At 55.9% G+C, this 24,186-nt stretch carries 18 protein-coding genes; 9 read left to right on the top strand and 9 right to left on the bottom strand.

All coding sequences use genetic code 11. The features are described from left to right. Positions 1-4 precede the first annotated feature (4 nt). A complete protein-coding gene (locus OLTU_RS21270) occupies positions 5-2,185 on the bottom strand; it encodes a prolyl oligopeptidase family serine peptidase (protein WP_141734762.1) in 2,181 nt (726 codons plus the stop codon). A 72-nt stretch (positions 2,186-2,257) separates the two neighbouring features. Then, positions 2,258-2,809 carry a GNAT family N-acetyltransferase gene (locus tag OLTU_RS21265; RefSeq protein WP_176736827.1) on the bottom strand — a complete coding sequence of 184 codons (552 nt, stop codon included), beginning with the start codon at positions 2,807-2,809 and terminating at the stop codon, positions 2,258-2,260. A 387-nt stretch (positions 2,810-3,196) separates the two neighbouring features. Between OLTU_RS21265 and OLTU_RS21260 the strand changes: the two genes are divergently transcribed. After that, the gene (locus OLTU_RS21260; protein WP_218110172.1) at positions 3,197-3,631 is read left to right on the top strand and encodes a DUF5360 family protein; all 435 of its coding nucleotides are present in this window, start codon (positions 3,197-3,199) and stop codon (positions 3,629-3,631) included. A gap of 20 nt (positions 3,632-3,651) precedes the next feature. Here the strand turns inward: OLTU_RS21260 and OLTU_RS21255 are convergent, their stop codons facing one another. Then, the gene (locus tag OLTU_RS21255; RefSeq protein ID WP_141734760.1) at positions 3,652-4,815 is read right to left on the bottom strand and encodes an outer membrane protein assembly factor BamB family protein; all 1,164 of its coding nucleotides are present in this window, start codon (positions 4,813-4,815) and stop codon (positions 3,652-3,654) included. Positions 4,816-5,057: 242 nt separating this feature from the next. Between OLTU_RS21255 and OLTU_RS21250 the strand changes: the two genes are divergently transcribed. Then, positions 5,058-7,376, top strand: a complete 2,319-nt coding sequence (locus tag OLTU_RS21250) for an NADP-dependent malic enzyme (RefSeq protein WP_245676834.1) — start codon at positions 5,058-5,060, stop codon at positions 7,374-7,376. 43 nt (positions 7,377-7,419) lie between these two features. Here OLTU_RS21250 and OLTU_RS21245 read toward each other — a convergent pair whose 3' ends face one another. From OLTU_RS21245 to OLTU_RS21225, 5 genes are all read right to left on the bottom strand, one after another. Beyond that, the gene (locus OLTU_RS21245; RefSeq protein ID WP_141734759.1) at positions 7,420-7,779 is read right to left on the bottom strand and encodes a hypothetical protein; all 360 of its coding nucleotides are present in this window, start codon (positions 7,777-7,779) and stop codon (positions 7,420-7,422) included. A 99-nt stretch (positions 7,780-7,878) separates the two neighbouring features. Then, the gene (locus OLTU_RS21240; protein ID WP_141734758.1) at positions 7,879-8,229 is read right to left on the bottom strand and encodes a response regulator; all 351 of its coding nucleotides are present in this window, start codon (positions 8,227-8,229) and stop codon (positions 7,879-7,881) included. Between the two features lie 219 nt (positions 8,230-8,448). Next, the gene (locus tag OLTU_RS32960) at positions 8,449-11,790 is read right to left on the bottom strand and encodes a collagen-like domain-containing protein (RefSeq protein WP_141734757.1); all 3,342 of its coding nucleotides are present in this window, start codon (positions 11,788-11,790) and stop codon (positions 8,449-8,451) included. 138 nt (positions 11,791-11,928) lie between these two features. Next, on the bottom strand, positions 11,929-12,963 hold the full coding sequence (locus tag OLTU_RS21230) for a M14 family zinc carboxypeptidase (RefSeq protein WP_141734756.1): 1,035 nt from the start codon (positions 12,961-12,963) through the stop codon (positions 11,929-11,931). 17 nt (positions 12,964-12,980) lie between these two features. Next, positions 12,981-13,820 carry a GNAT family N-acetyltransferase gene (locus OLTU_RS21225; protein ID WP_141734755.1) on the bottom strand — a complete coding sequence of 280 codons (840 nt, stop codon included), beginning with the start codon at positions 13,818-13,820 and terminating at the stop codon, positions 12,981-12,983. A gap of 152 nt (positions 13,821-13,972) precedes the next feature. On the opposite strand from OLTU_RS21225, the gene OLTU_RS21220 reads away from it, so the two are divergent. The 3 genes from OLTU_RS21220 (at position 13,973) to OLTU_RS21210 (ending at position 17,485) form a co-directional block, all read left to right on the top strand. Then, entirely contained in the window at positions 13,973-14,791 is an 819-nt protein-coding gene (locus OLTU_RS21220; protein WP_141734754.1) for a lysophospholipid acyltransferase family protein, read from the top strand. Positions 14,792-15,018: 227 nt separating this feature from the next. Beyond that, on the top strand, positions 15,019-15,987 hold the full coding sequence (locus OLTU_RS21215) for a hypothetical protein (RefSeq protein ID WP_141734753.1): 969 nt from the start codon (positions 15,019-15,021) through the stop codon (positions 15,985-15,987). A gap of 79 nt (positions 15,988-16,066) precedes the next feature. Next, on the top strand, positions 16,067-17,485 hold the full coding sequence (locus tag OLTU_RS21210) for a hypothetical protein (protein ID WP_141734752.1): 1,419 nt from the start codon (positions 16,067-16,069) through the stop codon (positions 17,483-17,485). Between the two features lie 2 nt (positions 17,486-17,487). Here OLTU_RS21210 and OLTU_RS21205 read toward each other — a convergent pair whose 3' ends face one another. Continuing rightward, a complete protein-coding gene (locus OLTU_RS21205) occupies positions 17,488-18,186 on the bottom strand; it encodes a hypothetical protein (RefSeq protein ID WP_141734751.1) in 699 nt (232 codons plus the stop codon). A 245-nt stretch (positions 18,187-18,431) separates the two neighbouring features. Here OLTU_RS21205 and OLTU_RS21200 point away from each other — a divergent pair, with 245 nt between their 5' ends. The 4 genes from OLTU_RS21200 to OLTU_RS21185 all read left to right on the top strand — a co-directional run bounded on the left by OLTU_RS21200 (position 18,432) and on the right by OLTU_RS21185 (position 24,123). Beyond that, positions 18,432-20,240 (top strand): S8 family peptidase, encoded by a 1,809-nt coding sequence (locus OLTU_RS21200; protein ID WP_141734750.1) that lies wholly within the window; start codon positions 18,432-18,434, stop codon positions 20,238-20,240. Between the two features lie 287 nt (positions 20,241-20,527). Beyond that, entirely contained in the window at positions 20,528-21,727 is a 1,200-nt protein-coding gene (locus OLTU_RS21195) for a hypothetical protein (protein ID WP_141734749.1), read from the top strand. Between the two features lie 50 nt (positions 21,728-21,777). Next, complete coding sequence (locus OLTU_RS21190) at positions 21,778-22,464, top strand: hypothetical protein (RefSeq protein ID WP_141734748.1); 687 nt, start codon at positions 21,778-21,780, stop codon at positions 22,462-22,464. Between the two features lie 72 nt (positions 22,465-22,536). Then, positions 22,537-24,123: a hypothetical protein gene (locus OLTU_RS21185; protein WP_141734747.1), complete on the top strand. Its 1,587-nt coding sequence runs from the start codon at positions 22,537-22,539 to the stop codon at positions 24,121-24,123. The last annotated feature ends 63 nt before the right edge of the window (positions 24,124-24,186 follow it).

Here is a 24,186-nt window from a genome sequence, read left to right as displayed (position 1 = left end):
TCGTTTAGTGTGCGGATTTCAGATAATGCAGCATGAAGGAGTAGGCATCCAGACTTTGATCGATCTGCTGCGCCACCGAACTGCCCATGCCATGCCCCGCATCAAAACGCGTATCAAGCAGGATGGGAGCATCCGAGGACGAGGCCGCCTGAAGACGCGCGGCCATCTTGCGGGAATGCCAGGGCGCCACGCGCTGATCGGTGGCTCCCACCTGCATCAGCATCGGGGGATAGGCTGTGCCATCCTTCACGCGATGATAGGGGGAGTATGCGTACATGGCTTCAAACTGCTCCTTGTTGGCAATGGTTCCATACTCGGTGGAGTTGAACTGACCATTCGGCTCACTCTCAATGCGCACCATATCAAAGTATCCCACTGAGGCGACAGCCGCTGCGAAAAGTTCCGGACGCTGGGTGATGGCCGCACCGACGAGGAGCCCACCATTGGATCCGCCGATGATCGCAATCCTGCGCGGCTCCGCATACTTTTTTTCCACCAGGAGTTCCGCAGCCGCGATGAAATCATCAAAGACATTTTGTTTTTTGGTCAAGGAACCCTGGGCATGCCAGGCTTCACCGAATTCACTGCCGCCGCGCAGGTTGGCAATGGCATAACCGACACCGGACTGCAGAATGACCGCGCGTGGTCCCAGGAAGGACGGTTGAATGCTGATCCCAAATCCACCATAACCATTCAGCACAAAAGGAATCGGCGTTCCCGGCTTCACGCCTTTGGGAAGGATGATATTCACCGGAACCAGCGTGCCGTCCTTGGATTTCGCCATCTCCCGCACCACGGTCACACCGGTTAAATCCACCGGACTTTTTTCCTGCAATTCAGTTTTTACAGTCTTGCCATTCGCTGGTGTGAAGCGATAGTAGGCCGTGGGTTCCAGATAGGACCGCAGCGCAAAGAGGACATCTCCGTTATCAAGTCCGACCACATTGCTGACGCCGGAAACCGGAGGCGTTTTGGGCCCGCGCTTGGGTTTGCCGTTGAGATCAAAGGCGCGGATCTCGGAAGGTCCACCGGTTTGATACGAGACATAGAGCGTTCCCTTGTGAACGAAAAAGCCTTCACCATTGGTGATGTCGGTGATGATCGCATCCTTGCCCTCAGGAATGATGACCTTGCCTTTCGTCGGATTGGGATCCTTGAGTGAAACGCTCATCACCTTGGCGAAGGGCGCATCCTTTTGTGAGATGAAATAAAGATCATTCCGCTCACCGAAGAAGAACTGCGCGATCCGATCCGAATAATCGGCGATCTGTTTCCACTTGCCGTCAAGGCCTCTCAGGTAATGCTGAAATTCTCCACCATCGCCTTTCTGCACGGCGACCAGCACATGACCGGATGGATGCACATCGATAAAGTACATGGCAATGCGCGAGAAATCCTTGCCGAGTTCCAGGCGATCCGCCGTGCTCGGTGTTCCGAGTTTATGATAATAAACCTGTGTATAAAACATTTTGTCCGCAGCGGGACGTTCGTTGCCGCGTGGGTAGCGGGTGTAATAAAAACCGTTGCTATCCGGAGTCCAGGCCAGATCCCCTCCGGCTGTGCCACCGTTGACACCGGGAACGACTTCAAAGACCCGTTTGCCCGTGGCCACCTCAAAAATGGAAACATCGCCGGCTTCGCTGCCGTCCACCGAAAGGGAAGCGGCGACGTAGCGGCCATTGGGTGAAACTTCATACCAGTCGATGGCCACCTTGCCCTTGGGCTCGATCGTATCCGGATCGAGCACGATGCGTTCCTTGTCAGGCTGATCGGCCGAAGGCAGAAGAACGAGGAAACGATGCTGTTTGGGCGGCTGCTGCTTCAAGGCAAAAAGCTGGCCCTTGACCTCTTTCAGACTGCGGTAGCTGATCGAGGTCGCACCCAGGATTTCATTCAGCTGCTGACGGATCTTATCCCGACCCTCGAGTTTGTCGAGGTGGGCCCTGGCGTATTCATTCTGCTGCTTGATGAATTCCTGAACATCCTTGCTGTCGCTGGACTCCAGCCAGCGATAGGGATCGGTGACGCTGACACCATGATGCTGATCGACCACCGGCTCTACCCGGGTTTCGGGCTCGGCGGGCTGGGAAGTCGATTTTTCACCGGCATCCTTGGGAACAGATGTACAACTCAGACTGAAAAGGAAGGCAACGGCCAGGGACAGCCGCTTGGCTCGAATGTGCATGGAAACTCCTTATGCGCAAATAACATGAGTGCAGCAGACCAGCTGCTGCTTTAGCAGATGCAGAAGGTGGTATCAAGAGGAAGCCGCAGCGGCCGCAGCCCGCAGGGGAAGTTCGAACAGCATGGTGTCGCGCATTCCATCCCGGAGCATCATGTGCTGATGAATGACGCCCATCGATTTGAAGCCGCATTTGCGCAGAACCTTCTGTGAGGCAACATTGCGGCAGTCGCAGGATGCCGTGAGGCGCGTCAGGGGCATGCGTTCTTCCACATGCGTAATCAATCGGAGCGCCGCTTCCGTGGCAAAACCCTGACCCCACATGTCACGCGCCAGGGAAAAGCCAAACGCAGCATACGGCAGCTGCTCATCGATTTCCAGAGAGACCGCTCCGAGCATGCGCTGCTGTCCTTTCTTGCGAATGGCGAGGACGTAGTAGCGGCGCGGGTTTTCATACTGCCACTGCAGAACCTGCTGTACAAATTCCTCGGTTTGCTGGAAGGTGTTGGGGCCCCAATTTTGATAGCGCACCACTTCAGGATCCGATGCATAGCGGTGTATCGCGTGCACATCCTGAGCTGTGACCTCGTCCAGAATCAGGCGCGGGCTTTCCAATTGAATCGGCATGCTTCGCCTCATTGATCTATGGTTCGATTCATGCTTCGCATCGTAGGCCATCAGATTCTGTCAAACAATTATATTTTGAGGCTCTTGCATAATTGCTTGTAGATGAGGGTGTTGTATTCAGCTCACAGGGTCCGACTCTGGGAGCCGTCTGCGCCGCGCCGGGCAAGAGGGGTTTTGATGTCAAAGCATGATGCATCAGGGTTTTGCGCGATTGGATAGGCAAAAAATGCCTCCTGACGCGGGCTGCAAGTCCGGGCACACGACAATTTTTTCATGAGATGCAGTAATTTCCTGGTGATCCTGACATCCAAGTATCTTAGTATGGAAAGAGTACATTGCAGCCAAGGGCTAGCCATCGTGCAGCCAGTCGCCAAGGGGGATCCCAACATGGGCCGACCAAAGCAGCGGATGTTTTCTGCGCCTGACCTTTTGCCATCAGGGCTTCGCACCTGTTTTGTGGTCGTTGACCTGGGTTTTATAGCCTACTGGCTGTTGGCCGTGTTTGATCAGGTTCCCAGGTCCTGGCTTTTCAAGGATCATGATCAGCCGCTGCTGATGGATTGGAACTGGTCGTTCGTGGTGCTGGATGGGCTCATAGCCTTCACAGGTTTGTTCAGCCTTTATCTGGCCGCCAGACGATCCGGCAAAGCCCTGCCCATGGCGCTGATGTCGCTCGTTTTTTCGTTTTGCGCCGGTCTGCAGGCTCTCAGCTTTTGGACGCTGCGGAACGATTTTTCATGGCTGTGGTGGATGCCGAATCTGTTTCTTTTGCTTTATCCGCTGCCTTTTATCCCTTATATCATCAGGCGCAGCGGCCGCTGAATGCCAGGCATTAAAGTCAGTCAGTCCTGAAGCCGAATGGTTCCGTCACGACCCAAGGCATAAACAGCGCCCTGTGCGGTGACCTGCAGCGCTTCCGGCAAACCGTTGGCACCATACAAATGACTCCATAAACGCCGCCCTTCGGGATTGTATTTTAAGATCAAATAGCGATCCTGCATGCCGATCAAGCCGGATTTAACATAACTCGACGCCAGCACATAGGCGTTGCCCCGAGAATCCGTTCCAATATCCACCGCGCGATCCTGCAAAGGACCTTCATAAAGATCCACAGTCTTCAGCTGCCCGCTCGCACTGATATGCAGCACGCGGACATCCCAGCCGGCAATGTCCTCCGTCACCCGGGTGCCGGTGACCCAAACGCTTGCGTCAGGAGCCAAAGTCAGCGCGGAACCCCCCTGATCGAGTTCCCATAGGCGTCGCCCTTCGGCATTAAATTCTGCGGTGGCGCCCTGCGGCGCGCGCATATGGGTCACGATGAGTTCGCCCTGTGCCCGACTCATGATTGCGCTGCTGGGAAAATCGACTTTCCACTGCAAGGTTCCATCGGCCGTGACATGAAAAACCTGGGAATAGCCACCAATGTAAAGACCGGCGGCAGGAGCGGCTGCCCCGCTGCGGCGCTCCAATCCCAGCTGATCGTCGGCACCGCTATCATACCGAAAGGAAGCCTGCACCAGACCCTCACGGTTGAAGCGAAAGGCCTGGATGTCATTGTTCGCGGCATCCTTCACACCCAGCCACCACAACCCTCCCGTCGGCAAAGGCACCAGATTGTTGCCAATGAATTGGGGCTCATCCTTCTGCCATACAATCTGCAAAGTCGCGGGATCCAGGGCCAGTAGTCGACCCTGTGGGGCTCCGGCCTTTTGCACGGTCAGACTGAGGTAAAGAAAGCCCTCATGCAGGAGCAGATCGCGCGGCAGAAGACTCTCCTGCTGGACAGCAGGCAGGGATTGGGAAGCGGCCAGACGTCCCGTCAAGTCGTAGCTATAAACCTCGATCGCACGGCCAAAAGGCTGGTGACAGGTGACATAACTTCGGCCTTCCGCGGAAACAGTGAGATCGATGGGGTGGCATTCCGCTAAAGGGGCATTCCATTCCACCTGCACGGCGCCGAACGCAGGATAAGACAACGCAAGGCCGAGCACCCAACGTGCTTGCATAAAGCTTTCTCCCTATCAGGTCATGAAGTTCCGAAAGAAGGCGTGGGCGAGGTGCATGTCCTTCGGAATTTGAATGTCGGGATGGTTCCCTTCCTCCTAATTAGCGAGCCACGATTGGAAAAGCAACCTCAAATGCATGGCTTGCCTGTTGAACAAAACGCGTACAGTATCGGGTTTGACAGCCTGGAGGCGGAGCGATAGCATGAACGCTCTAAAGCTTCAGCTTGAAGGAATAAAAGGTCATGAGTCAACAGAACCATAATGAGACAGGCGATCAGGACATTCCAAGAACCATGGAACAGGATGCGCTCGAATATCATCGTCGCGCGCCCGCGGGAAAGATATTTACGGGAATCAAAAAACCGGCTGCAACGCAGCATGATTTGACTTTGGCCTATTCTCCGGGTGTGGCGGTGCCTTGTCTGGAAATCGAAAGGAATGAAGAGGATTCCTTTATCTATACCGGTCGCGGCAACCTGGTGGGCGTGATTTCCAATGGCACGGCCGTGCTGGGACTTGGCGATATTGGACCGCATGCCGCCAAGCCCGTGATGGAAGGCAAGGCCATGCTCTTCAAGAAATTTGCTGATATCGACGTCTTCGATATCGAAGTGAATGCCAAGGATCCGGATCAATTCATCGCCTGCGTCAAGGCCCTGGAGCCCACCTTTGGTGGCATCAACCTTGAGGATATCAAAGCGCCGGAGTGCTTTTATATCGAGGAAAAATTGCGCGAGCAGATGAATATCCCGGTCTTCCACGATGACCAGCATGGAACGGCAATCATCGCGGCGGCCGCGTTCTTGAATGCACTGGAAGTGGCCGAGAAAAGAATTGAGGACGTTCGCGTGGTGTTCTCGGGCGCAGGAGCCGCGGCGATCGCCTGTGCGAATCTTTTCCTCTCGCTCGGCGTCAAGCCGCGGAACCTTGTGCTCTGTGACAGCAAAGGTGTTGTATACAAGGGACGCAAGGACCTGAATCAGTATAAGGAGCGTTTTGCTCATGATACCGAGCTGCGGACCCTGGCGGAAGCTCTGGATGGGGCCGATGCCTTTGTCGGTGTTTCGGTGGCTCGCGCGTTGAATACCGACATGATCATGAAAATGGCGGAGAATCCCATCATCTTCGCTCTCGCCAACCCGGAGCCGGAAATTCGCCCGGATGCAGCGCGCGAAGTGAGGCCTGATGCCATCGTTGCCACGGGCCGATCGGATTATCCGAACCAGGTGAACAACGTGCTCGGTTTCCCCTTTATTTTCCGTGGTGCGCTCGATGTCAGAGCCCGTGAGATCAATGAGGATATGAAACTGGCGGCCGTGCGGGCCATTGCCGCGCTGGCGCGCGAGAGTGTGCCGGATGTGGTGATGAAGGCGTACAAGGATGGAGAGGTTTACCAATTTGGTCGGGACTATCTGATTCCCAAGCCTGTGGATCCGCGGGTGCTCTTTCATGTGGCGCCGGCTGTGGCCAAGGCCGCGATGGATTCAGGCGTGGCGCGACGGCCGATTGATATCGCCCGCTATGCCGAGCAGATCGAACATATCCTGGGACCAACCCAGAGTATGATGCGTGGCATTCAACGTGAAGTTCATGCGGTGCATAAGAGCAAGGGACGCAAGGCGCGCATCGTGATACCCAACTCCTATGATCGCCGGATTCTGCGGGCTGCGGCCCAGGTGGTGGATGAGGGGGATTTGGATATTTCCCTGATCGGCAATCCCGAGCGTATCCTGGTCAATGCGAAAAAGTTTGGGCTGTTGAATTTCCAGGACAAGGTCGAGATCATCGCCCCGGTGCATTCGAAAAAGTTTGATGAATACGCCGCCCGGCTCTTTCAGGAACGCCAACGCAAGGGTGTCTCGCAAAGCGGAGCCCGCCAGTTGCTGCATAACTACAACTACTTTGCGGCGATGATGCTGGAGTGCGGGGATGTGGATGGTGTGGTGTCCGGTGTGGTGGAACCTTATGGTCCTTCCATTCGCCCGCTGCTCGAAGTGATCGGCGTGCATGAGAAGCAAACGCTGGCTGGGATTTACATGGTGATGCAAAGGGATCGGCAGTTCTTCTTTGCCGATTGCACGGTCAACGAAAATCCTGATGCGGAAAAGCTGGCGGAAATTGCGCTGAGCACGGTGGCTGTTGCGGAGCGTTATACGAAGGATCCGATTCGGGTGGCCATGCTGAGCTTTTCGAGTTTCGGAACGAATCGTTCCCCGGATGCGATGAAGGTGGCGGAAGCAGTGCGCCTTGTGCGGCAGCTGCGACCCGAACTTGAGATCGATGGCGAGATGCAGATGGATGTGGCGTTGAATGCCGGTCTGCGGGAGCGCGAATTTCCCTTCTGTGGCCTCACGGGTGATGCGAATGTATTGATCTTCCCGGATCTGGCTTCGGCCAACATCTCATACAAGATGATGGCTCAGATCGGTCAGGCTTCACTGATTGGACCCATACTGCACGGCATGCAGAAACCGGCCAACGTCCTGCAGATCAGTGCGACGACGGATGAAGTGGTGAACATGATTTATGTGACCGCGCATCAGGCGATGGAACGCTGGTAAGGCAAGGGATGGATCTGGTCGCCTGGCCAGATCCGGAACCATCTTATTTCAAGTCAGCGCCGCCGGCGAGCCAGTCGAGGAGGATCTTTCCTTCTTCGCTGGTTTCGAAGGTGCTGTCGTCCTGGGGCATGCGGGTGCTGTCGGTGGCCTTGAGTCGGGTGATCATTTTCGTGGGACCGATGGCCTTGATTTCGTCCAGAGTTGTCATGGGTTTGTTTACGCTGCCGGCTGCATGACAGTCGGTGGTTGCGCAGCTGCCATCGATGATGGCCTTGGTGTCGGCAACGTAGGTGTACGAGGACGTGGCGGCCGCTTCATCCTCGTCCGAGCCACTGCCGCAAGCGGTGGATAAACCCAGACTCACAAAGGTGACAGTAACAAAGGTCAAGGCCAATGCTTTCATAACGGGACTCCATGAATTGGAATGGGTATGGAAAATATTAGGGCTTTCTCCAGTCAAGAGCAAGGATAGGAAAAGGGGAGCGGAGGCCGCTCCACTCCCTCAAAGAACTTTTTGCAACTCCTGAAAAAAACTTTCCGTATCCTGCCATTTGCTAACAAACGTATAGGGATGAAGAATGACAGTGGAATCGGCATCCTCCACATGATTGGTCGCGCTGATCATGGCGACGGGACGATCGATTTTATTTTCCGTGAGAAACTCCAGAACCTGATCGCCGGTGCCGTCCTCCAGATCGTAATCCACCATGAAGGCGTCGTAGCCGTCCAGACTTTGCAGTTTGAATTGCGTGAGGCTCGGGACGCTTTCAATTTCAAATCCATAATCCCGACACGCCTGGGTGGCGATCGAAGTAAAGACGGGATCATCGTCGATCAGCAAAACTCGTTTCATTAAGATGCTCCTTCCGTCGTGAGGCGCGGGCTGCGTTCAGGGTTTGGAAAAATCAACGGGCGCCCACTTTTCTATCGATGAGCTGAGGCCTCTTGCGCCTTACGATTTGGGAGTGATTGGGATTGGTGAATGGGATCCCGGGGTTGCGGGCATCCAGAGCAGGCAATCCGGTTGGGAAAAAGAAGGCTCCGGAACAGGTCCGGAGCCGTTTTTTTTGAGTTAGGGCGTGATGCCGAGGGCGCGCTCGACTGCTTCGAGACGCTGCAAAATCGGAGCGAGGTCGGGGGTGGCGCCCGTTTCCCCTTTGGGGCCACGCGGGCCTATCGGTCCCATGGGACCTTCCGGACCGGGATCGCCTTTGTCGCCCTTGTCGCCTTTGGCGCCGGTTTCTCCCTTCACACCGCGTGGACCTTCCGGGCCCGCGGGACCAGCCGGACCCATCGGACCCGTGGCGCCGGTCGCACCGGTTTCTCCCGTGACGCCTTGAGGGCCTTGTGGACCAGCGGGTCCGGTATCACCTTTGTCGCCTTTAGGGCCCTGGAGGCCGGTGGCGCCGGTTTCGCCCTTGGGTCCTTGGGGACCGGCCGGGCCGGTGTCGCCCTTGGGACCCTGGGGACCGATGGGGCCGACGTCACCCTTGGGACCTTGCGGACCGACTTCACCCTTGGGTCCTTGTGGACCTGTTTCTCCGGTTTCACCGGTTTCGCCTTTCGGGCCGCGTGGTCCCGGTTCGCCGGTATCGCCTTTGGGGCCTTCCGGGCCCATGGGACCGGTGGCTCCTGTCGCTCCGGTTTCGCCCCGGATACCCTGGGGTCCTTGCGGGCCAACAGGTCCGGGCCCACCCTGGTCGCCTTTTGGTCCGGCGGGACCGGTTTCCCCTTTCGAGCCCTGAGGTCCGGCGGGACCGGTATCGCCTTTGGGGCCTTCCGGACCAATGGGGCCCACGGGCCCGGTCTCACCTTTCGCACCCGTTTCCCCCTTGGGACCCTGCGGACCTACGGGTCCGGTTTCGCCCTGAGGACCTTCAGGCCCGACCGGGCCGATGTCGCCTTTAGGACCTTGGGGTCCAGGTTCACCCTGCGGACCCTGGGCGCCGGTTGCACCGGATTCACCGGGAATGCCGCGTGGGCCTTCGGGTCCCGGGTCGCCTTTGTCGCCCTTTTCTCCCTGCGGTCCGCTGGGTCCGGCGGCGCCGGTTTCACCTTTGGGTCCGGTCGGGCCCATGGGGCCTGCCGGGCCTGCGTCACCTTTTTCGCCTTGTGGACCGGCGGGTCCGGTTTCCCCTTTGGGTCCGGCTGGGCCTATGGGGCCAGCAGGTCCTGTGTCACCTTTGTCGCCTTTTTCACCCTGCGGACCGGGAGCGCCTGTTTCTCCCTGTGGACCTGCAGGACCCATGGGACCTTCGGGACCCGTTGCGCCTTGGGGTCCAGCAGGACCGCTGTCTCCTTTGGGACCTGCGGGACCAATTTCGCCCGTGGCGCCCGATTCGCCGGGAATGCCGCGTGGGCCTTCAGGTCCCGGGTCGCCTTTGTCGCCCTTTTCTCCTTGTGGTCCGGTGGGGCCGGCTGCGCCGGTTTCACCCTTGGGACCGATCGGGCCTACGGGACCAGCGGGTCCGATGTCTCCTTTTTCTCCCTGAGGTCCAATTGGGCCGGCTTCGCCCTGTGGACCAGCGGGGCCAATGGGTCCGGTATCGCCTTTGTCGCCTTTATCGCCTTTCTCTCCCTGTGGGCCGATGGGACCGGCTTCACCCTGCGGTCCGGTGGGACCTGCGGGACCTAAATCGCCCTTTTCACCTTTTTCGCCTTGGGGGCCGGCAGGGCCTATGGGGCCAATGGGTCCGATTTCACCTTTTGGGCCTTCGGGGCCAACGGGTCCGGCTTCACCTTTTTCACCTTGTGGTCCGGCCGGGCCGGTGTCGCCTTTGGGTCCGATTGGTCCCATGGGTCCCTCGGGTCCGGCTTCACCTTTTTCACCTTGTGGTCCGGCCGGGCCGGTATCGCCCTTGGGTCCGGTGGGTCCTATGGGTCCGATGTCGCCTTGCGTGCCTTGTTCACCTTGCGGTCCGGCCGGGCCGGTGTCGCCTTTTGGTCCGGTGGGACCCATTGGACCTTCGGGACCTGGATCGCCTTTTTCACCCTGCGGTCCGGCCGGGCCTGGATCGCCTTTCGGTCCGGCTTCACCACGTTCGCCCGCAAGGCCCTGGGGACCCGGATCACCCTTTTCTCCTTGAGGTCCGGTATCACCTTTTGGACCTGCCGGGCCCGCGGGACCCATGGGACCTTCTGGTCCCGTGTTGCCTTTTTCGCCCTGAGGACCGGCCGGACCGCTTGGACCTTCGGGACCCGCTGGGCCCGCAGCACCCTGCGGTCCAGCAGGACCTGCCGGACCTTCCGGTCCGATATCGCCTTTGGGTCCTGATTCACCGCGCGGACCTGGATCACCTTTATCACCCTTGGGGCCCGCGGGACCGATGGGTCCGGCTGGTCCGGCATCACCCTGGTCACCCTTGGGACCTGGAAGTCCGGTGGGACCAATATCGCCTTTTTCACCTTTAATGCCTTGCGGACCCTGCGGTCCGATGGGACCTTCGTCACCCATATCACCTTTGGGGCCTTGCGGACCGATGGCTCCCCGCGGACCGATCGGACCGGTCTCGCCGCGCGGACCTTCCGGACCTGATGGACCGATGGGCCCGACATCCCCGCGCGGACCTTCCGCACCGGGATCCCCTTTGGGACCCATGAGCCCCTGCGGACCAACCGGCCCGACATCCCCGCGAGGTCCCTGAGGCCCCACCGGTCCGGCCGGACCCGTATCACCACGTGGGCCCTGGGGTCCTTGCGTTCCATCCTTGCCGCGGCTACTGAGCCAATGAAAATCCAAACGCTGTTCCGTTTGATTAAGGCCAACGAGATGGAGTTGAAGTTCAGCTGCATCGCGCCGGATCAGAGCCGGATCAAGATTGGCCTCGCGTCCCAAAAGCAGCACAGCCTGGCAGCTCGCGTCGAGCAGAGTCGACTGCGTTTCGGGACCCCAGAGTAGGTTCCCCGACGCTTTTTCCCGAATGAGAACCTGCCAGGTTTGTTTTTCCAAACAGGACGCTTCCCGGTTGCGGCAGCTGCATTCCGGCTCCGTGTAAACCACCGCGGTCCCCTCCGTGACCGCTGTGGTGAAAGCCCGCACCCGGGCACCAGGCTGAGCAGCGGCGCGAGGACGAATCAAGGGTTCATTGGCATCATGCTGATCGTTGAGATTCCAATCAAAGGTCAGCACCCACTCCACGGTGGAGTCGGGCAGCTCGGAAGCATCCAGATAAACGTTGCCAAAACACTTGAGGCGTGGCTCGCGAATCTCGCAACGGATGTTCTGAAAATCAAAACCGGCCGTCAGCATCTGCTGCCCATCCCAAAGCCTCGCTTTGCTGGCCAGAAGATCCAGATCCTGCGTATTGGGGTTCATATTCATATGAATCGGAAAACTTAAACGACTGGTTTGGCTTGGGGCGATCGGCGCCAGAAGACAAAACCCGATCCAAAGCCCGAGAGCTCTTTTCAACATGATCTTTCTCCTACAGACTCACATTGCTTGCGCCCTCGGAGTCTGGGAGAGCCGTCTTGATAGGAAGATCATGGATTTTGCAGGATTTTTACCAAGGCAGGCGAGTTTATGGATGTTTCGCGACTCCTTACTTTTCGATCAGCGGCGCACCGCATACCAAAGCTGTCGGGCTTTTCTTTCCAGAAAGATTTTTTTTTGACCGTCCAGTTCCGCCCAGCGATCCCCCGAGGCGATGGCCTTGACCAAAAAATCAAAAAGAAAAAAATGCCGACGCTCGGTTCGCTTCACCCGATGCGGCAGCACAGGATTGAAGATGCCGAAACTGCTGAACATCTGTCGGGGATTTTTCCTGACCCAATGCCAGGATCCCATCTCCATGGTCAAAGGAAGCATCACGCCGGAGGCAAACGAAGCCTGGTGCTCAAGACTCAGGTAATCCCAAAGATCGCCATGCGTGGTATAGGAATGATGCTGAGGTTCGATGACATAAACATGATGCGGATAGCTTTGATCCAGAAGTTTTTTCAGAGCCAGAACTCTGGGGGCTTGCGGATAGTAGCGATGCGACCAGGCATAGGGGAACCACAGCCGGTCCACCAGCCCGAACCCGGAATGCATATCCAGGATCAGGGAATGGCGTGAAGGAAAAACATGTTTACGTACAAAATTGCAGAGTGTGGTGGCTTCGATTTCCATCGGCTCCAAAGCCTCTCCGCGATACCAGGGCAGCCACGGCCCAAGCCGATGGCCGCCGACCAGAGGCAGCGTGGCCTCTTCGGCATCGATGGGGGCATTGCGCATGAGGTCCACCCCCCGACCGTTGCAGCGTGTGTTCAAAAACATGCCGACCGGATTGACCAGCGGATAAAAGAGGATGCGGCAGCTGCTGAGCAGATGAATGAGTGTATGATCCCACTGCACGAGGCGGATGAAGGATTTCAAAAACGAGGTCACCACATGCGTGCCGATTTTTTCCAGACCGTGCACGCCGGCCACAAACAGAAGGGTGGGGGCCTCGGGCTCGGTGGTGCCAAAGCGAAAGCTTAAAATAGGAAAATCGTGGTGCCGATAACGGACCCACGCTTCCTCGCGAACCTCGCCCACTGTGCTGATGCTGTCGGCACAGGCATGGAGGTCCTCCAGCTCGGGAAAATCTTTAAATGCAGAATACAAAGGTCAGCCTCATTTCCTCAGGTGCGCAGGTATTTGCGCCCATGCGCCTCCGCAAGACAGTCAAAGTCCAGAACCGTAAAGAGATCGAGACACTGGAAATCCTGATCGAAAGCCGGCGCTCCATAAACGCGGGCCCCGGCCTTCAGATAGCCTGCAAGAATCGGAGGCAGAAGACCTTCCCCGTCCAGAACAGGGGTTTTCAAGGCCAGAGCCAAAAGCCCGTCCCGGTCGATGATGGAGTAGCCGGACACGGGTTGAACGGGGAAACGATCATCCAGACAGCCGCTTTGATAAAGATACTGATAAACCTGAACGAGGTGTCTGAGATCGAGACTTTGAATGCTGGAGCAGCCAAAGAGGTAGCGACTGCCAACCGCTGCACTGTATGCCGCGAGCCCGCGCCAGAGGAGATGCACGAAGATGCCTTTGCTGCGTTTGTCGGGGCGGACGCAGGCGCGGCTGAGTTCCAGTTTTTTTCCAGGTGTATCCAGAAACTTGTCGATGTTGAACTCGCTGCAGGAATAAAAATCTTCGGTGAATTCGGAGCAGAGCAGACGATAGCTGGCCAGCACCTCACGGTTTTCGCGGTCCTGGATGATGATAAAGTCGGCATCATGATCCCGCGGTTCAAGGTCCAGGCGTTGCGAATTGGTTTTGCCGGCAAATTCCTCGATGAAGACTGCCGAGCGGAGGTCGATCACCTGTCGGAATTCCTCCAGACTGTCGGCTGTTTTAATGATGTAGCGCGACTGATCCAGGTGAATGGGAACCTTGGCTCTCCAGGTGGATGGCAGCTCGGTATCCAGTCCCAAGGATTCGCAGGTCCACATCGGGGCGAAGGCGTGATCGGGTTGCATGCTCCACTCCTGGCAGTAAGGAACGTTTTCTTCTCATGGGAATAGTCTAGGTCATGCTTTTGAATGCGTATTAAATTCTCGGTAAAGAAGCGATAAATTGCATGACGACGGTGAGAGAGTGGAGGTAAGTTCGGTCTACCGAGGTGAGTTTTATGGGAAAGTATCTTCGCTCGATCTGGCGTTTGCTGGTTCTTCTTATGGTCATGCTGAGTTTGTTCATCAGCGTTGGGCTGTTGTCGCTTATGGGTCGCGGCTCTCTGTCAGGACAAAACCTGGTGGCGCGGGTGATGCAGCGACATTTAAGAGTCATGACCTGGGTCTGTGGGTTGAGGTTGCATGTGCGTGGGTCGAGGCCCCGAGTCGGGGAGACTTTTCTGCTGTTGAGCAATCATGTTTCCTACTGGGATATCCTGGCCTTGGGTTCGCTTTTCCCTATGGGATTTATTGCCAAGGACTGTATTGCGAGCTGGCCGGTGATTGGGTCGGTGATCCGGATGTGCAATACGATATTTGTGGATCGTGGCCATGTGATGGCCAGGTTTCGGACCTTGCGCTCTTTGCAGAGCAGGATTCCAGATCTTCCGTACTGCGTGTTTCCGGAAGGGACCACCACGGCCGGGGTGGCTCCGCGGCGGCAGCAGTGGCATCGGGGGAATGTTGCGGTGCTGCGCGAGCCCGGGGTTGAGATCTGGCTGGCGGGGTTGCATTACGCGAGGCACGAAGAGCAGGCCTGGATTGATGATGCGGCGCTGATGCCGCATTTGTGGAAGGTGATGCAGGCCCCTGTTATAGACATGATGATTCATTTGCAGCCTTTCCGCCCTGAATCTGGGCTGTCCCTCCGGGAGGTCTCGGAGGCTGCCTGGAGCCAGACGGTGGATCTTTGTTATGCGGCGCGGCGGGATCTGCGGGTTATGGCGGTGGAAAGTGTGATGTCGCTGTCTGAGGGGACGGATTCTTCCGTCGGGTAAGGACCCCTTGAAAAAAAGTGGGTCGGCCTGTTTTGTTACGGATAAGAAATAATTCTTTTTAACCTCCAAACTCCCTGTCTTTACCGGGGTTTATGGAGGTCTTTGCGGTTTGCTTAAAGAGCGGGTTCGGGGCACCGAACAGTGGTGCATATTGGATAGCTGGGGAATAGCCAAGCTCATTCTTTACGCGACGAAGAATTCGACGCTAAAAAACATAGGAGTCGTCCATGAATTTGAAAGTAACTCAGGGTCTGGTAGCTGTCGGCATGGCCATGAGTCTGGCCGCCTGCGGGCCGAAACTTCAGAGTGTTTCGGGTACGGATGGCGCCGAGGATCCGGATGCGGCGCGGAGAGAGACGATCAGTGTTGGAGTGAACCTTTCGGAGAAGGGTTTTTCTCTGGCTGGCGCGAGTTCTTACACCATGAGACTCGAAGGTTGCGCTTCGGGCTTAACAGCAGATATCACGAATGCAAACCCCAGTGTTGATGTCTATAAATTTGACCGCGATTGTCTGGTGAAACTAACGGGATTTACTTATGGCGGGATAAGCTATGTATCGACAACCCTTCCGTCGGGGGATCCGTTCACAACATTTGCAAATAATGATATTGCCACCTTCCAGGAGTCTGGCAATCCTGCAAATAAATTGACGGTTGTGGTGAGCTCACAGTTAAATAACCCAATCACAGGGACCGAAGCTGTCTCTTATACCTTTACACAGTTCGTCGCAGGCGCAGCCGAGACAATCGCTAAAACAGTCGTGGGTGCTTCGCATGCTTTGAGCGTAACTGGTACTGATGCTGCGAACATGGACATTACTGGGGTGACATTGACGGCAGTGACCACAGGTGGTGCTGGCGAGTTTACATTCAAAGTGGATTGTCTCGTGCCGATCAGTGGCACTGGCCCCAATTATAGCTGCGGTTCGAATGATATGACGACTCTGAAATACGTGCTTGTCGCTGATACATACGACGGAACGTTGGAGTATTCAGAGGCTCAATCCCTCTTCACTAGCGCGGGACGTGACGTGCTAGCAGACGATCAGTTTACAGAAGCCCCCGGAGGTTTTAATGCCTTTGTAACTGGTCCGAACCAAATGCACAATAATCCTAATATGATCTTTGTAATCCAATCCGGCGGTTCGTCCTACAAGTACTTCAACGTTGATGTTACCAAGCTGACCTATCCTTAAGCTGAGTACCCAGGGCGAGCCGGTGAAAGCTGACTTTGGTTAAGCTTTCCCGGCTCGCAGCCGTAAGATGAGGTGGAACGTGCAGTTTTATGTAACATTGATCATCAGTGTTTTTGCCTGGCTCCTGGCAGCCTGTGGCAATAACAAGATCGATGTTTCTGCCATTCCTCAATTCCGCTACTACATCGAAGCCAAATACACAGCTCAGCTGGAAAACACCCTCATCATTGAAGGTGCAGATGTCGACCAGCTTACCTTCAAGCTCAGTGGCCATGGTTTTTCGGCTGATGTCCCCCTTGATACGGAAGTGCCTGTTAAGGAACGCACCAAACTCCAGTATGCGGAGGTTGGGGACTATGTCGTGAACATTCAGTTTTTCAAGAGCGATGGAACACCGTTGTTGCAGGACTCTATAAAATGGTCCTATAGTCTCGAATCACCAGACAACCCGATCGTGGGATTTGACAGCACTGCGACGAATGATTCCCATGTGGTGTTGCTTGTTTCAGAGAGCCGCGATCCGTTGACCAACGAAATATGGATTGAGGGCGATCTCTCCATCGAAGAAAATCCCAAAGGCAGCTGGCGCACCATCCCCCAACATAGCAAAGTTCCCGTCCATCTCACGGAAGATGACGGTGTGAAGACGCTGCGTGTCAAGTTGCGCAACGATTTTAAGAATGAAACGGAATTGAAAACCATTCAAATTCGCAAGAAGACGACGGCACCGACCAACTGTCGCGTGGAAGTGCGCGGAGCAGGGTCACAAAACCGGTACTTCGAATTGAAGGTTTACGCTGAGAACGATGGGCCTGTCTTTTATCGGGTTTTTGGTGATGTCAGCGACCCGAATGTTTTTAATGAATTTACCGGATCAGGCGAACGTGTTCCGCTTAAGCTGACCGCAGGAACCGGAGTCAAGAATTTGACGGTGCAAATTCGCGATGAGGCTGAGAATTTCTGTCTGCGTGAGGAAATAAAAGTCACATCGGATCCAGCCTATGTAGGCGAAGGCCTTCGCATTAAGGACGATAAGGTATGGTCAGATAGCAATCAGGTCACCGTGTTACCTTGGATCGACGGCTTTGATGATGATCAGGTGGAAATGTACATTCACGGCGATATCGTGGATGATGACAACACTTTCCAATGGATCCCTATCCAATCTGAACTGACTGTGACGCTTCTGCCAGCCGACGGAACCCGTTGGGTTCGTGTGCAGTATCGCCTCAATGGGGATCTCACCAGTTTCCGGGCGACGCCAGTTCACTTGAAGCCCATGGTGCGGATTATGAACGGAACCGACACCCCATATAAAATCGTCGCGTCTGACATCATCCAACTCCAGCACCTCACCCTCACGGGTTGCACCGAACCCTATAACCAGGTCCCCTTCGCCGCGTCCTACAAATGCACGCCCAACGCCGCGACAGCGACCATCGTCTACACACTCAAAGACGGCACCACCATCACCAAATCAGCCAACTTCCCACCCTGACCCTACATCATAATAAACGTAATATGAAACGCCAGAGACAGCGTCTGGAGCTGATAGCTCCCACTGCTGCTCTTCTCGATACTATTCACCTTCCCCGTGGAAGGTGACGTCGCCACCACGGTATCCACCCTCTTGGAAAAGCTCTGCATCAGCATAGCAACCGACCCCCCCAGAAAGAGATCCGCCTTCCCCAGCTTCCAGTTGATCTTCCTTCCCACATAAAACGGCAGACGAATGGTCCCATTCCCGCCGAATGTGGAAAGCGACGCCGATTGAAAATTCTCACCATCAATCGTGCTCTGCGAATAGGAAGCCACGCTCATCTTGGAATACAGGATAAACTCCGGCGTCAGCTGCAGCAGCCAATTCTTTCCGCCCACCAAAGCCATCCAGCCGGTTCGCACCGAGAGGAAAAAATTGCCGCCTGTGTTTTTGATCCCACCCGCGTTGTAACTCACCGATGCAGTGTTCACACCAAGCCCCAGACTGTAGCGTTCGTTCCCACTGCCCAAAAGCCCTCGTTTCATGGTGCCTACATAATCGATCCCGAGCCCGAAACTCTGCTGCTGGAGCGGGAGACTCTTGCCTATATTGATGCTCCCGCTGATGCTCTGCCCGAAATTCAGGTCCACAGCGACGCCGGCCCAGCTGGGAGCGCTGCTGAAGCCAAAAATCAGGATGGTGAGGCGTATCCAGAGCATCAGAGTCCATTTGGAGAAAGTTTGCGGGCATTCCCCTCATTATAGGTGGGAAAAGAAAGGCTCGGCAATGGCCAGACAAAACGCGGGGATATTTATGCCTTGCCTGGACGTGCTTTTAAGTTGTGCAAAATCCCTAGAATCTCTCGAAATTCGAGTCACTCTTCATGGTTACGCATGATTTAAGAATTGAAAGTTACTCTAGGTGCACCTGTTGACATCGTCGTTGTATCTGAAATGGAGTTGTTATGAAGTTGAAGCACTTCCGAACGTTTCCCCGAAAGCGTCTCAAACCCTGGATGCAAATGGTCCTCGTCCTGGCAAGCGTCTCCAGCATCTATGCCTGCCAGCCCTCCACGAAACTCGAAAACCTGAGGCACGGCGTTCCCGCCCATGTTGTTCCCGGCAGCTATAAGCTGACCGTCGCAACGGAAGCGCATGATGAAGCCTCCCTGAATGAACTGAGTGAAGAGGCCAAAGGCGTCGCTCAGGAACAAGGCTGCGGATTCGGTGGACTTCAGGCACTGGCCTGGGAACCTGGAGCCATCTCCGCGGAACTTGCGTCCACGTATCAGCTAAAACTCACGGACTGTGAACAATCTGAAGATGAGGTGGCCGACACGCTGCGTAAACTTCAGACTCTGCGTCACGTCAAGGGCGTGGAAGCGGAGGCCTCGATTCAGCTGGCTGTTGCTGAAAACGATCCCCTGAAAAGTCGTCAGTATCATCTGGACAAAATCAACCGGGAACAAACCTGTGATCTGCTCGGTGGCAAGGCCGGTCAGCAGGTGGTCGTTGCCGTGATTGACTCCGGTGTGGACAAGGATCACCCTGATTTGCAGAGCCAGTTTCTGCGGGATGCGAGTGGTGAGGTGATCGGGGCGAGCTTCGTTGGCAAAGGCGCCAGAGGACGCCCTGATTCCAACTGGGATGATCAAAACGGTCACGGAACGCACGTGGCTGGTCTGGTGGGTGCCGCTGCCAATAACAACGTCGGTGTTGTGGGTGTGGCGTCCTGCTCGAATGTGAAGATCATGCCCGTGCGCGTGATGGATGCCAGCGGTCGCGGTTCCTCGATTGAAATCGACCGTGGTGTGCAATGGGCTGCTTCTCAGGGGGCTGATATCATCAATCTGTCCTTGGGCGGCAATAACTTCTTTGCACAGCCGAGAAACTCACACCCCAGCGCGCTTTACTCAGATCTGGCCAGCAAAGGCGTCACCGTCTTCGCTGCCGCTGGTAATGAAAGCCTGCGTTTGGGCAGCAACTCAGGAAATGGTTATGCCTACAGTTATCCGGCGTCGTATGACAACGTGATTTCCGTGGCGGCGACCAATTCCCGTGATGCCCTCGCCAGCTTCTCGAACCGCGGCTCGACCGTGGATATCGCAGCTCCTGGTGATCAGGATGTTTCCACCTATCCAGGTGGTGGCTATAAGGCCATGAGCGGAACCTCGATGGCCAGCCCTGTGGCCGCTGGTGCCTATGCTCTGGCTTTGAGCATTGCCCGCAACAGCCCGAAGGATCGCTTCCAGCACAACGATGTGCAAACGCTGCTCCTGAAAGCGGTTCGGACCAGTAACCTGAAGTCCGATGTGGCTGCTGGCGGTGTGATGGATACTCTGGCCCTGGCGCAAGCCATGAAGAATGGTCGCAATCCGGGGAATGATGGCCCGACGATGCCAGCGCCCATGCCGACGCCAACCCCACAGCCTACGCCGACTCCGGATGAGCCGACGCCTACCCAGCCGACTCCCGGTGGGATGAGCTTTGTGGGTCTTACCGATGGTCAGACTTTAACGCAAGCGACCCGCTTTGCCGTTACGGGCTGGCCGCAAGGGAAGACGGCACGCATTTACCTTTACTGGGTAACGCGTGATGATTCTTCACCGTATTCCTTTGCCAGCCTCGATCGCAGCGATCTGGATGCGACCGGGACCAAAGTGCAAACGCCGGATACATACTATCTCTATGGAGCGGGAACCCTGGTGGCCGAAGCGGTTGACACCTCCGGTCAGCAGCTTCAGGTGATCCGGATCAAACTCACAGGTCGTTAATCCTTACGCATCATCTTACCGGGAGAGCCAGTCTGCTCTTCCGGTAAGACTTTTACCCGCCCAGTTAAGACGTTTCCGTAAGTTTCTTCGTACGTTTCCTCCAATCTGACCATTCTGCCCTCCCCTCAGAATTGGCAATGTTTCCAATTCTTCCGAGCTAAGTCTTCATAAGCCGTGCGGAAATTAAAAATCAGCAGGAGACCCTAAAGATTTTCGCCGTTTTGCCGATATTACAACATAGCTTTTTGTTGACTCTTTAGACTCTCATGACAAGGGGTTAGGGAACTATGAAACACTTCGCATCAGGATTATTGGTAACTTTGCTCCTGAGTTTGCCGGCTTTCAGTGCAGGTACTGATGACCTGTCCAAAGCCAAAGCTCAGGTTGCCTTTGTGTACAAGCGTTTGGCTGGTGTCCCTGCCTCTGCCGCGGACATCGACACCTGGGGTGCTGGTCTTGTCGCAGCTGCTGACAAAGCCACTTACCTGACCGATGTCGTCGCCAAAGCCGCCACCGACGTCGACAGCTTCTACTCCGTAACCGTTTTGAATTTCGCACAAATAGAGGGGAGCGAAGATCGCGCTTTGGGTGACGGTCCTGGAGTCTTGACTGACTTGACCGCCACGATCATCGGTATGATCCGTGACGATAAAGATTATCGTGGAATCCTTTCTGAAGACGTGCTGTACGTCCCAACTGGTGCAACCTATGCTCCAGGCAACAACACGGCCTATGAAACCCTCTTTACAAACGTGAAAAACGGCGCTCCTCTGGCCAGCGCTTTGACCGCCACCACTCAGACAGGTGCTACGGGCTTGACTGTACAAGCCGGTATCTTCACTCTGCGTGGCTTCGGTTCCGTCTACTATGATGCCGGTACCAACCGCGCTCCCTTCCGCTTCACAATGATGAACTATATCTGCCGCGACCTGGAAGACCTTTCCGATGTTTCGCGCGCTGATATCTACGTTCGTCGCGACGTGGACCGTGCTCCTGGTGGCGATGCTACCAAGTATCGTACGGAATGCGTGGGTTGCCATGCGGGTATGGACCCATTGGCTAGCGCCTTTTCTTACTTTGACTTTGTTCCTCCTGCCAACAACAACGCCCAGGCTGCGATCACGATCGCTGCGGCTCCGGTTCCCAAAACGAACCAGAACAACGACGTGTTCCCTGGTGGTGCCGTTGTTACCAGCGACGCCTGGTTGAACCTCTGGCTCGAAGGCACCAACGCTGCCTTGGGTTGGGATGCAACCAAGAAGTCGGGTAACGGCGTGAAGTCCTTCGGCGAGATGCTGGCTTCCTCCAAGATGTTCCCCGAATGTATGGCTAAGCGTGTTTATAAGACTGTCTGCTTGAAAGAAGGTACGTCGACGGCTGATAAAGCTGCCATCGCTAAGCTGGCTGCTGATTTCTCCGCGACCTACAACATGAAAGATCTGTTCAAGGACGCCGCCGTGGATTGCGGCAGCAAGATCGGCGGGTAAGCAGTCAACGGGAATACCTACTTAAATACGCTATAGAAAGGATCATAGAAATGGTTATCTCAAGAAAGAGTTTGACTATATTCGGACTGGCACTGAGCGCTGCTCTTTTTGCCAACGCCTGTTCGTCGAAGAAAGCTTCCAAAGGAGCCGTTTCCACGGGTGAAACCGCGGTTCAGAATCCTGGTACTGATGACGGTACCGGGGCTGATGAAGACGAAACTTCCAAGAAGCCTATCGACAAGGTCGAAGCTTTGTCGAGCGCCTTCGGTATCCTCAACTTCCGTCAGGTGACAGCCACTTTGCAAAACCTGACAGGTGTGGCGCTGAACGCTCCCGCCGCCGCCGGTGGTGTGGCTCCAGCTGAGGAATACACCAAGGCTCTGTCGGCTTTGCCAACGGATCATGCTCCTGCAGCCATCACGGCTGGTAAAGTGGCTTCGGTCACCAAACTGGCTTCCTCGTACTGCGATGTGCTTGCCAACAACGCTCAGTTGCTGGCAGCCAAGTTCCCTGGTTTGACTCTCGCCGCAGCTCCTGCGGACTCGAACACCTTCGCCAAGACCCTGGTGGATGGTTTCTACGGTCCTGAGACTGCACTGCAAGGCCCTCGCGCCACAGATATCGCCACTGTCGCGGCGAGTGTGGAAGCCTTGAAAGCTCTGGGCGGTACCGGTCCTGCCATCTTCATGGCAACCTGTGCAGGTATCGTTGCGAGTGGTGAGTTCTTCCTCTACTAAGAGGGCGGTTCAGCAGGAACGTTAAACGGGAATTTAACTTACATAACAGCATTAAAATACGGGGTAATGGATATGAAATTTACAAGTAGAAGAGAAGAAATCCTGGCGAAACTCGCTGCGAAAGAAGCCGCAGAGAAAGCCGAAAAAGCTGATAAGGCGCAGAAGGAGCTTTGGACTGAAAACTCCAAGCCCGTTCTGCACGCTGACCATAAGCTGCCAACCAACCGTCGTGAATTCGTCGGCGCTGGTCTGATGGCTGGTCTCAGCTTCGCTGTGGTGCCAGGCATCCTCAGCACTTTCGGTCAGGAAGCTCTCGGTGCTCCCAACTGTGCCAAGGCTGGTACGGCTGCGGCAGGCGGGGCGAAAATGCCAGGCTACCTCCAAATCGAACTTTCCGGTGGTGCTGCCATCTCCGGTAACTTCATGATCGGTAAACAAGCTGCCGGCGCTGCTTTCGAGCCGCTCGCTGCCGCTGGTTACCAGACTTTGGGTGTGACGGGTGTTCCTACCCTGGATACCAGTGTGAAAGGCCAGTTTATCGCCAGCAGCCAATTCCTGGCTGGTATGAAGAGCGTCATGAGCGCCGCTGCTCTCGCTAAAACGGTAGCAGTAGGTATGGCCGGTACTTCCGGTGATGATACCGCCAACAACCCACTGAACCCAGTGCAGTTGGCCACTCAGGTCATCGGCAACCCTGGCCAGCTGGTGCAGATCGCAGGGACGGGCCGTCAGGCGAACACCCTGGGTCGTACCGCTCCTCTGAACGTGGGTCAAAACCCTGGTCTGGCCAAAGCCACCATCGCCAACGAAGGCAGCTTGTCCAACCTTGTGAACCCTGGTTTGATCGCCACCCGCTTCGGCGGCAACGTGCAGTCCTCTGTGGCTGTGGCTGACCTGGCTCACAAACTGACAGCTTCCAAACTTGGTGTGTTCTCGGCCAAGGATCTGAACCAGGAAGTGAAAGATCTGATCGAGTGCGGTTACATCGGTGCCAAGGATCTCTTGACTGAGTTTACCGCTGACAAGCTGACTCCAACAACGGATGCAGCGATCACCGGTACTCCATTCAACGCCATCCCAGTGGCAACCTTGACTGGTGCAACGACGGCTGCTCCCAACAGTCCATCCAGCTTGAAAGCTATCATCATGGCGAAACTGCTCTCTGATGGTCTGGCTTCCGGTGCTGTGATCGAATTGGGCGGTTATGACTACCACGGCCAAGGTCGTGCCCGTCAGAACCAAAAAGATTTCGAAGCTGGTCAAACAGCTGGTCTGGCTCTGGAAGTTGCGCACCGCAAAGGCGCTCCACTCTTCATCGCCGTGACCTCTGACGGGTCGGTTTCCTCCGGTAACGGTACGGATTACTCGGCTGACAACGGTTCCCATGGTTCCGTTCTGATGCTTGCCATCGGTCAGACCGCGATCCCAGGCACCAACATGCTCCAGATCGGTAAGTATGCCGACTCCGGTGCGGTTGATACGAGCTACGCTACGGTTACCGCTGGTACCCCGGCTGCTCAGGCTCTCGCCATCACGTACAACTTCGCTGCTTTCGCTGGCCGCATGGCTCAGTTCGAAGCAGTCCTGGCTGCCAACGCAACGGTCAACCCGTTCAAAGGCCAGGAAGCCATGTATCAGGCTTTTGCTAACAAAGCCTAATGAGATCGGTTTGAACAAAGGCGCCGCGCAAGCGGCGCCTCTTGTCGCGACGACACCTGAGGT

Origin of the sequence: Oligoflexus tunisiensis, assembly GCF_001748245.1 — a bacterium.
Classification (GTDB): Bacteria; Bdellovibrionota_B; Oligoflexia; order Oligoflexales; family Oligoflexaceae; genus Oligoflexus; species Oligoflexus tunisiensis.
This window is presented reverse-complemented; position numbering and strand designations above follow the sequence as displayed.

Excerpts from the sequence above, each read along its gene's own strand:
- OLTU_RS21270 (WP_141734762.1), bottom strand. The coding sequence starts at position 2,185 with ATGCACATTCGAGCCAAGCGGCTGTCCCTGGCCGTTGCCTTCCTTTTC.
- OLTU_RS21265 (WP_176736827.1), bottom strand. The coding sequence starts at position 2,809 with ATGCCGATTCAATTGGAAAGCCCGCGCCTGATTCTGGACGAGGTCACA.
- OLTU_RS21260 (WP_218110172.1), top strand. The coding sequence starts at position 3,197 with ATGGGCCGACCAAAGCAGCGGATGTTTTCTGCGCCTGACCTTTTGCCA.
- OLTU_RS21255 (WP_141734760.1), bottom strand. The coding sequence starts at position 4,815 with ATGCAAGCACGTTGGGTGCTCGGCCTTGCGTTGTCTTATCCTGCGTTC.
- OLTU_RS21250 (WP_245676834.1), top strand. The coding sequence starts at position 5,058 with ATGAGTCAACAGAACCATAATGAGACAGGCGATCAGGACATTCCAAGA.
- OLTU_RS21245 (WP_141734759.1), bottom strand. The coding sequence starts at position 7,779 with ATGAAAGCATTGGCCTTGACCTTTGTTACTGTCACCTTTGTGAGTCTG.
- OLTU_RS21240 (WP_141734758.1), bottom strand. The coding sequence starts at position 8,229 with ATGAAACGAGTTTTGCTGATCGACGATGATCCCGTCTTTACTTCGATC.
- OLTU_RS32960 (WP_141734757.1), bottom strand. The coding sequence starts at position 11,790 with ATGTTGAAAAGAGCTCTCGGGCTTTGGATCGGGTTTTGTCTTCTGGCG.
- OLTU_RS21225 (WP_141734755.1), bottom strand. The coding sequence starts at position 13,820 with ATGCAACCCGATCACGCCTTCGCCCCGATGTGGACCTGCGAATCCTTG.
- OLTU_RS21220 (WP_141734754.1), top strand. The coding sequence starts at position 13,973 with ATGGGAAAGTATCTTCGCTCGATCTGGCGTTTGCTGGTTCTTCTTATG.
- OLTU_RS21215 (WP_141734753.1), top strand. The coding sequence starts at position 15,019 with ATGAATTTGAAAGTAACTCAGGGTCTGGTAGCTGTCGGCATGGCCATG.
- OLTU_RS21205 (WP_141734751.1), bottom strand. The coding sequence starts at position 18,186 with ATGCTCTGGATACGCCTCACCATCCTGATTTTTGGCTTCAGCAGCGCT.
- OLTU_RS21200 (WP_141734750.1), top strand. The coding sequence starts at position 18,432 with ATGAAGTTGAAGCACTTCCGAACGTTTCCCCGAAAGCGTCTCAAACCC.
- OLTU_RS21195 (WP_141734749.1), top strand. The coding sequence starts at position 20,528 with ATGAAACACTTCGCATCAGGATTATTGGTAACTTTGCTCCTGAGTTTG.
- OLTU_RS21190 (WP_141734748.1), top strand. The coding sequence starts at position 21,778 with ATGGTTATCTCAAGAAAGAGTTTGACTATATTCGGACTGGCACTGAGC.
- OLTU_RS21185 (WP_141734747.1), top strand. The coding sequence starts at position 22,537 with ATGAAATTTACAAGTAGAAGAGAAGAAATCCTGGCGAAACTCGCTGCG.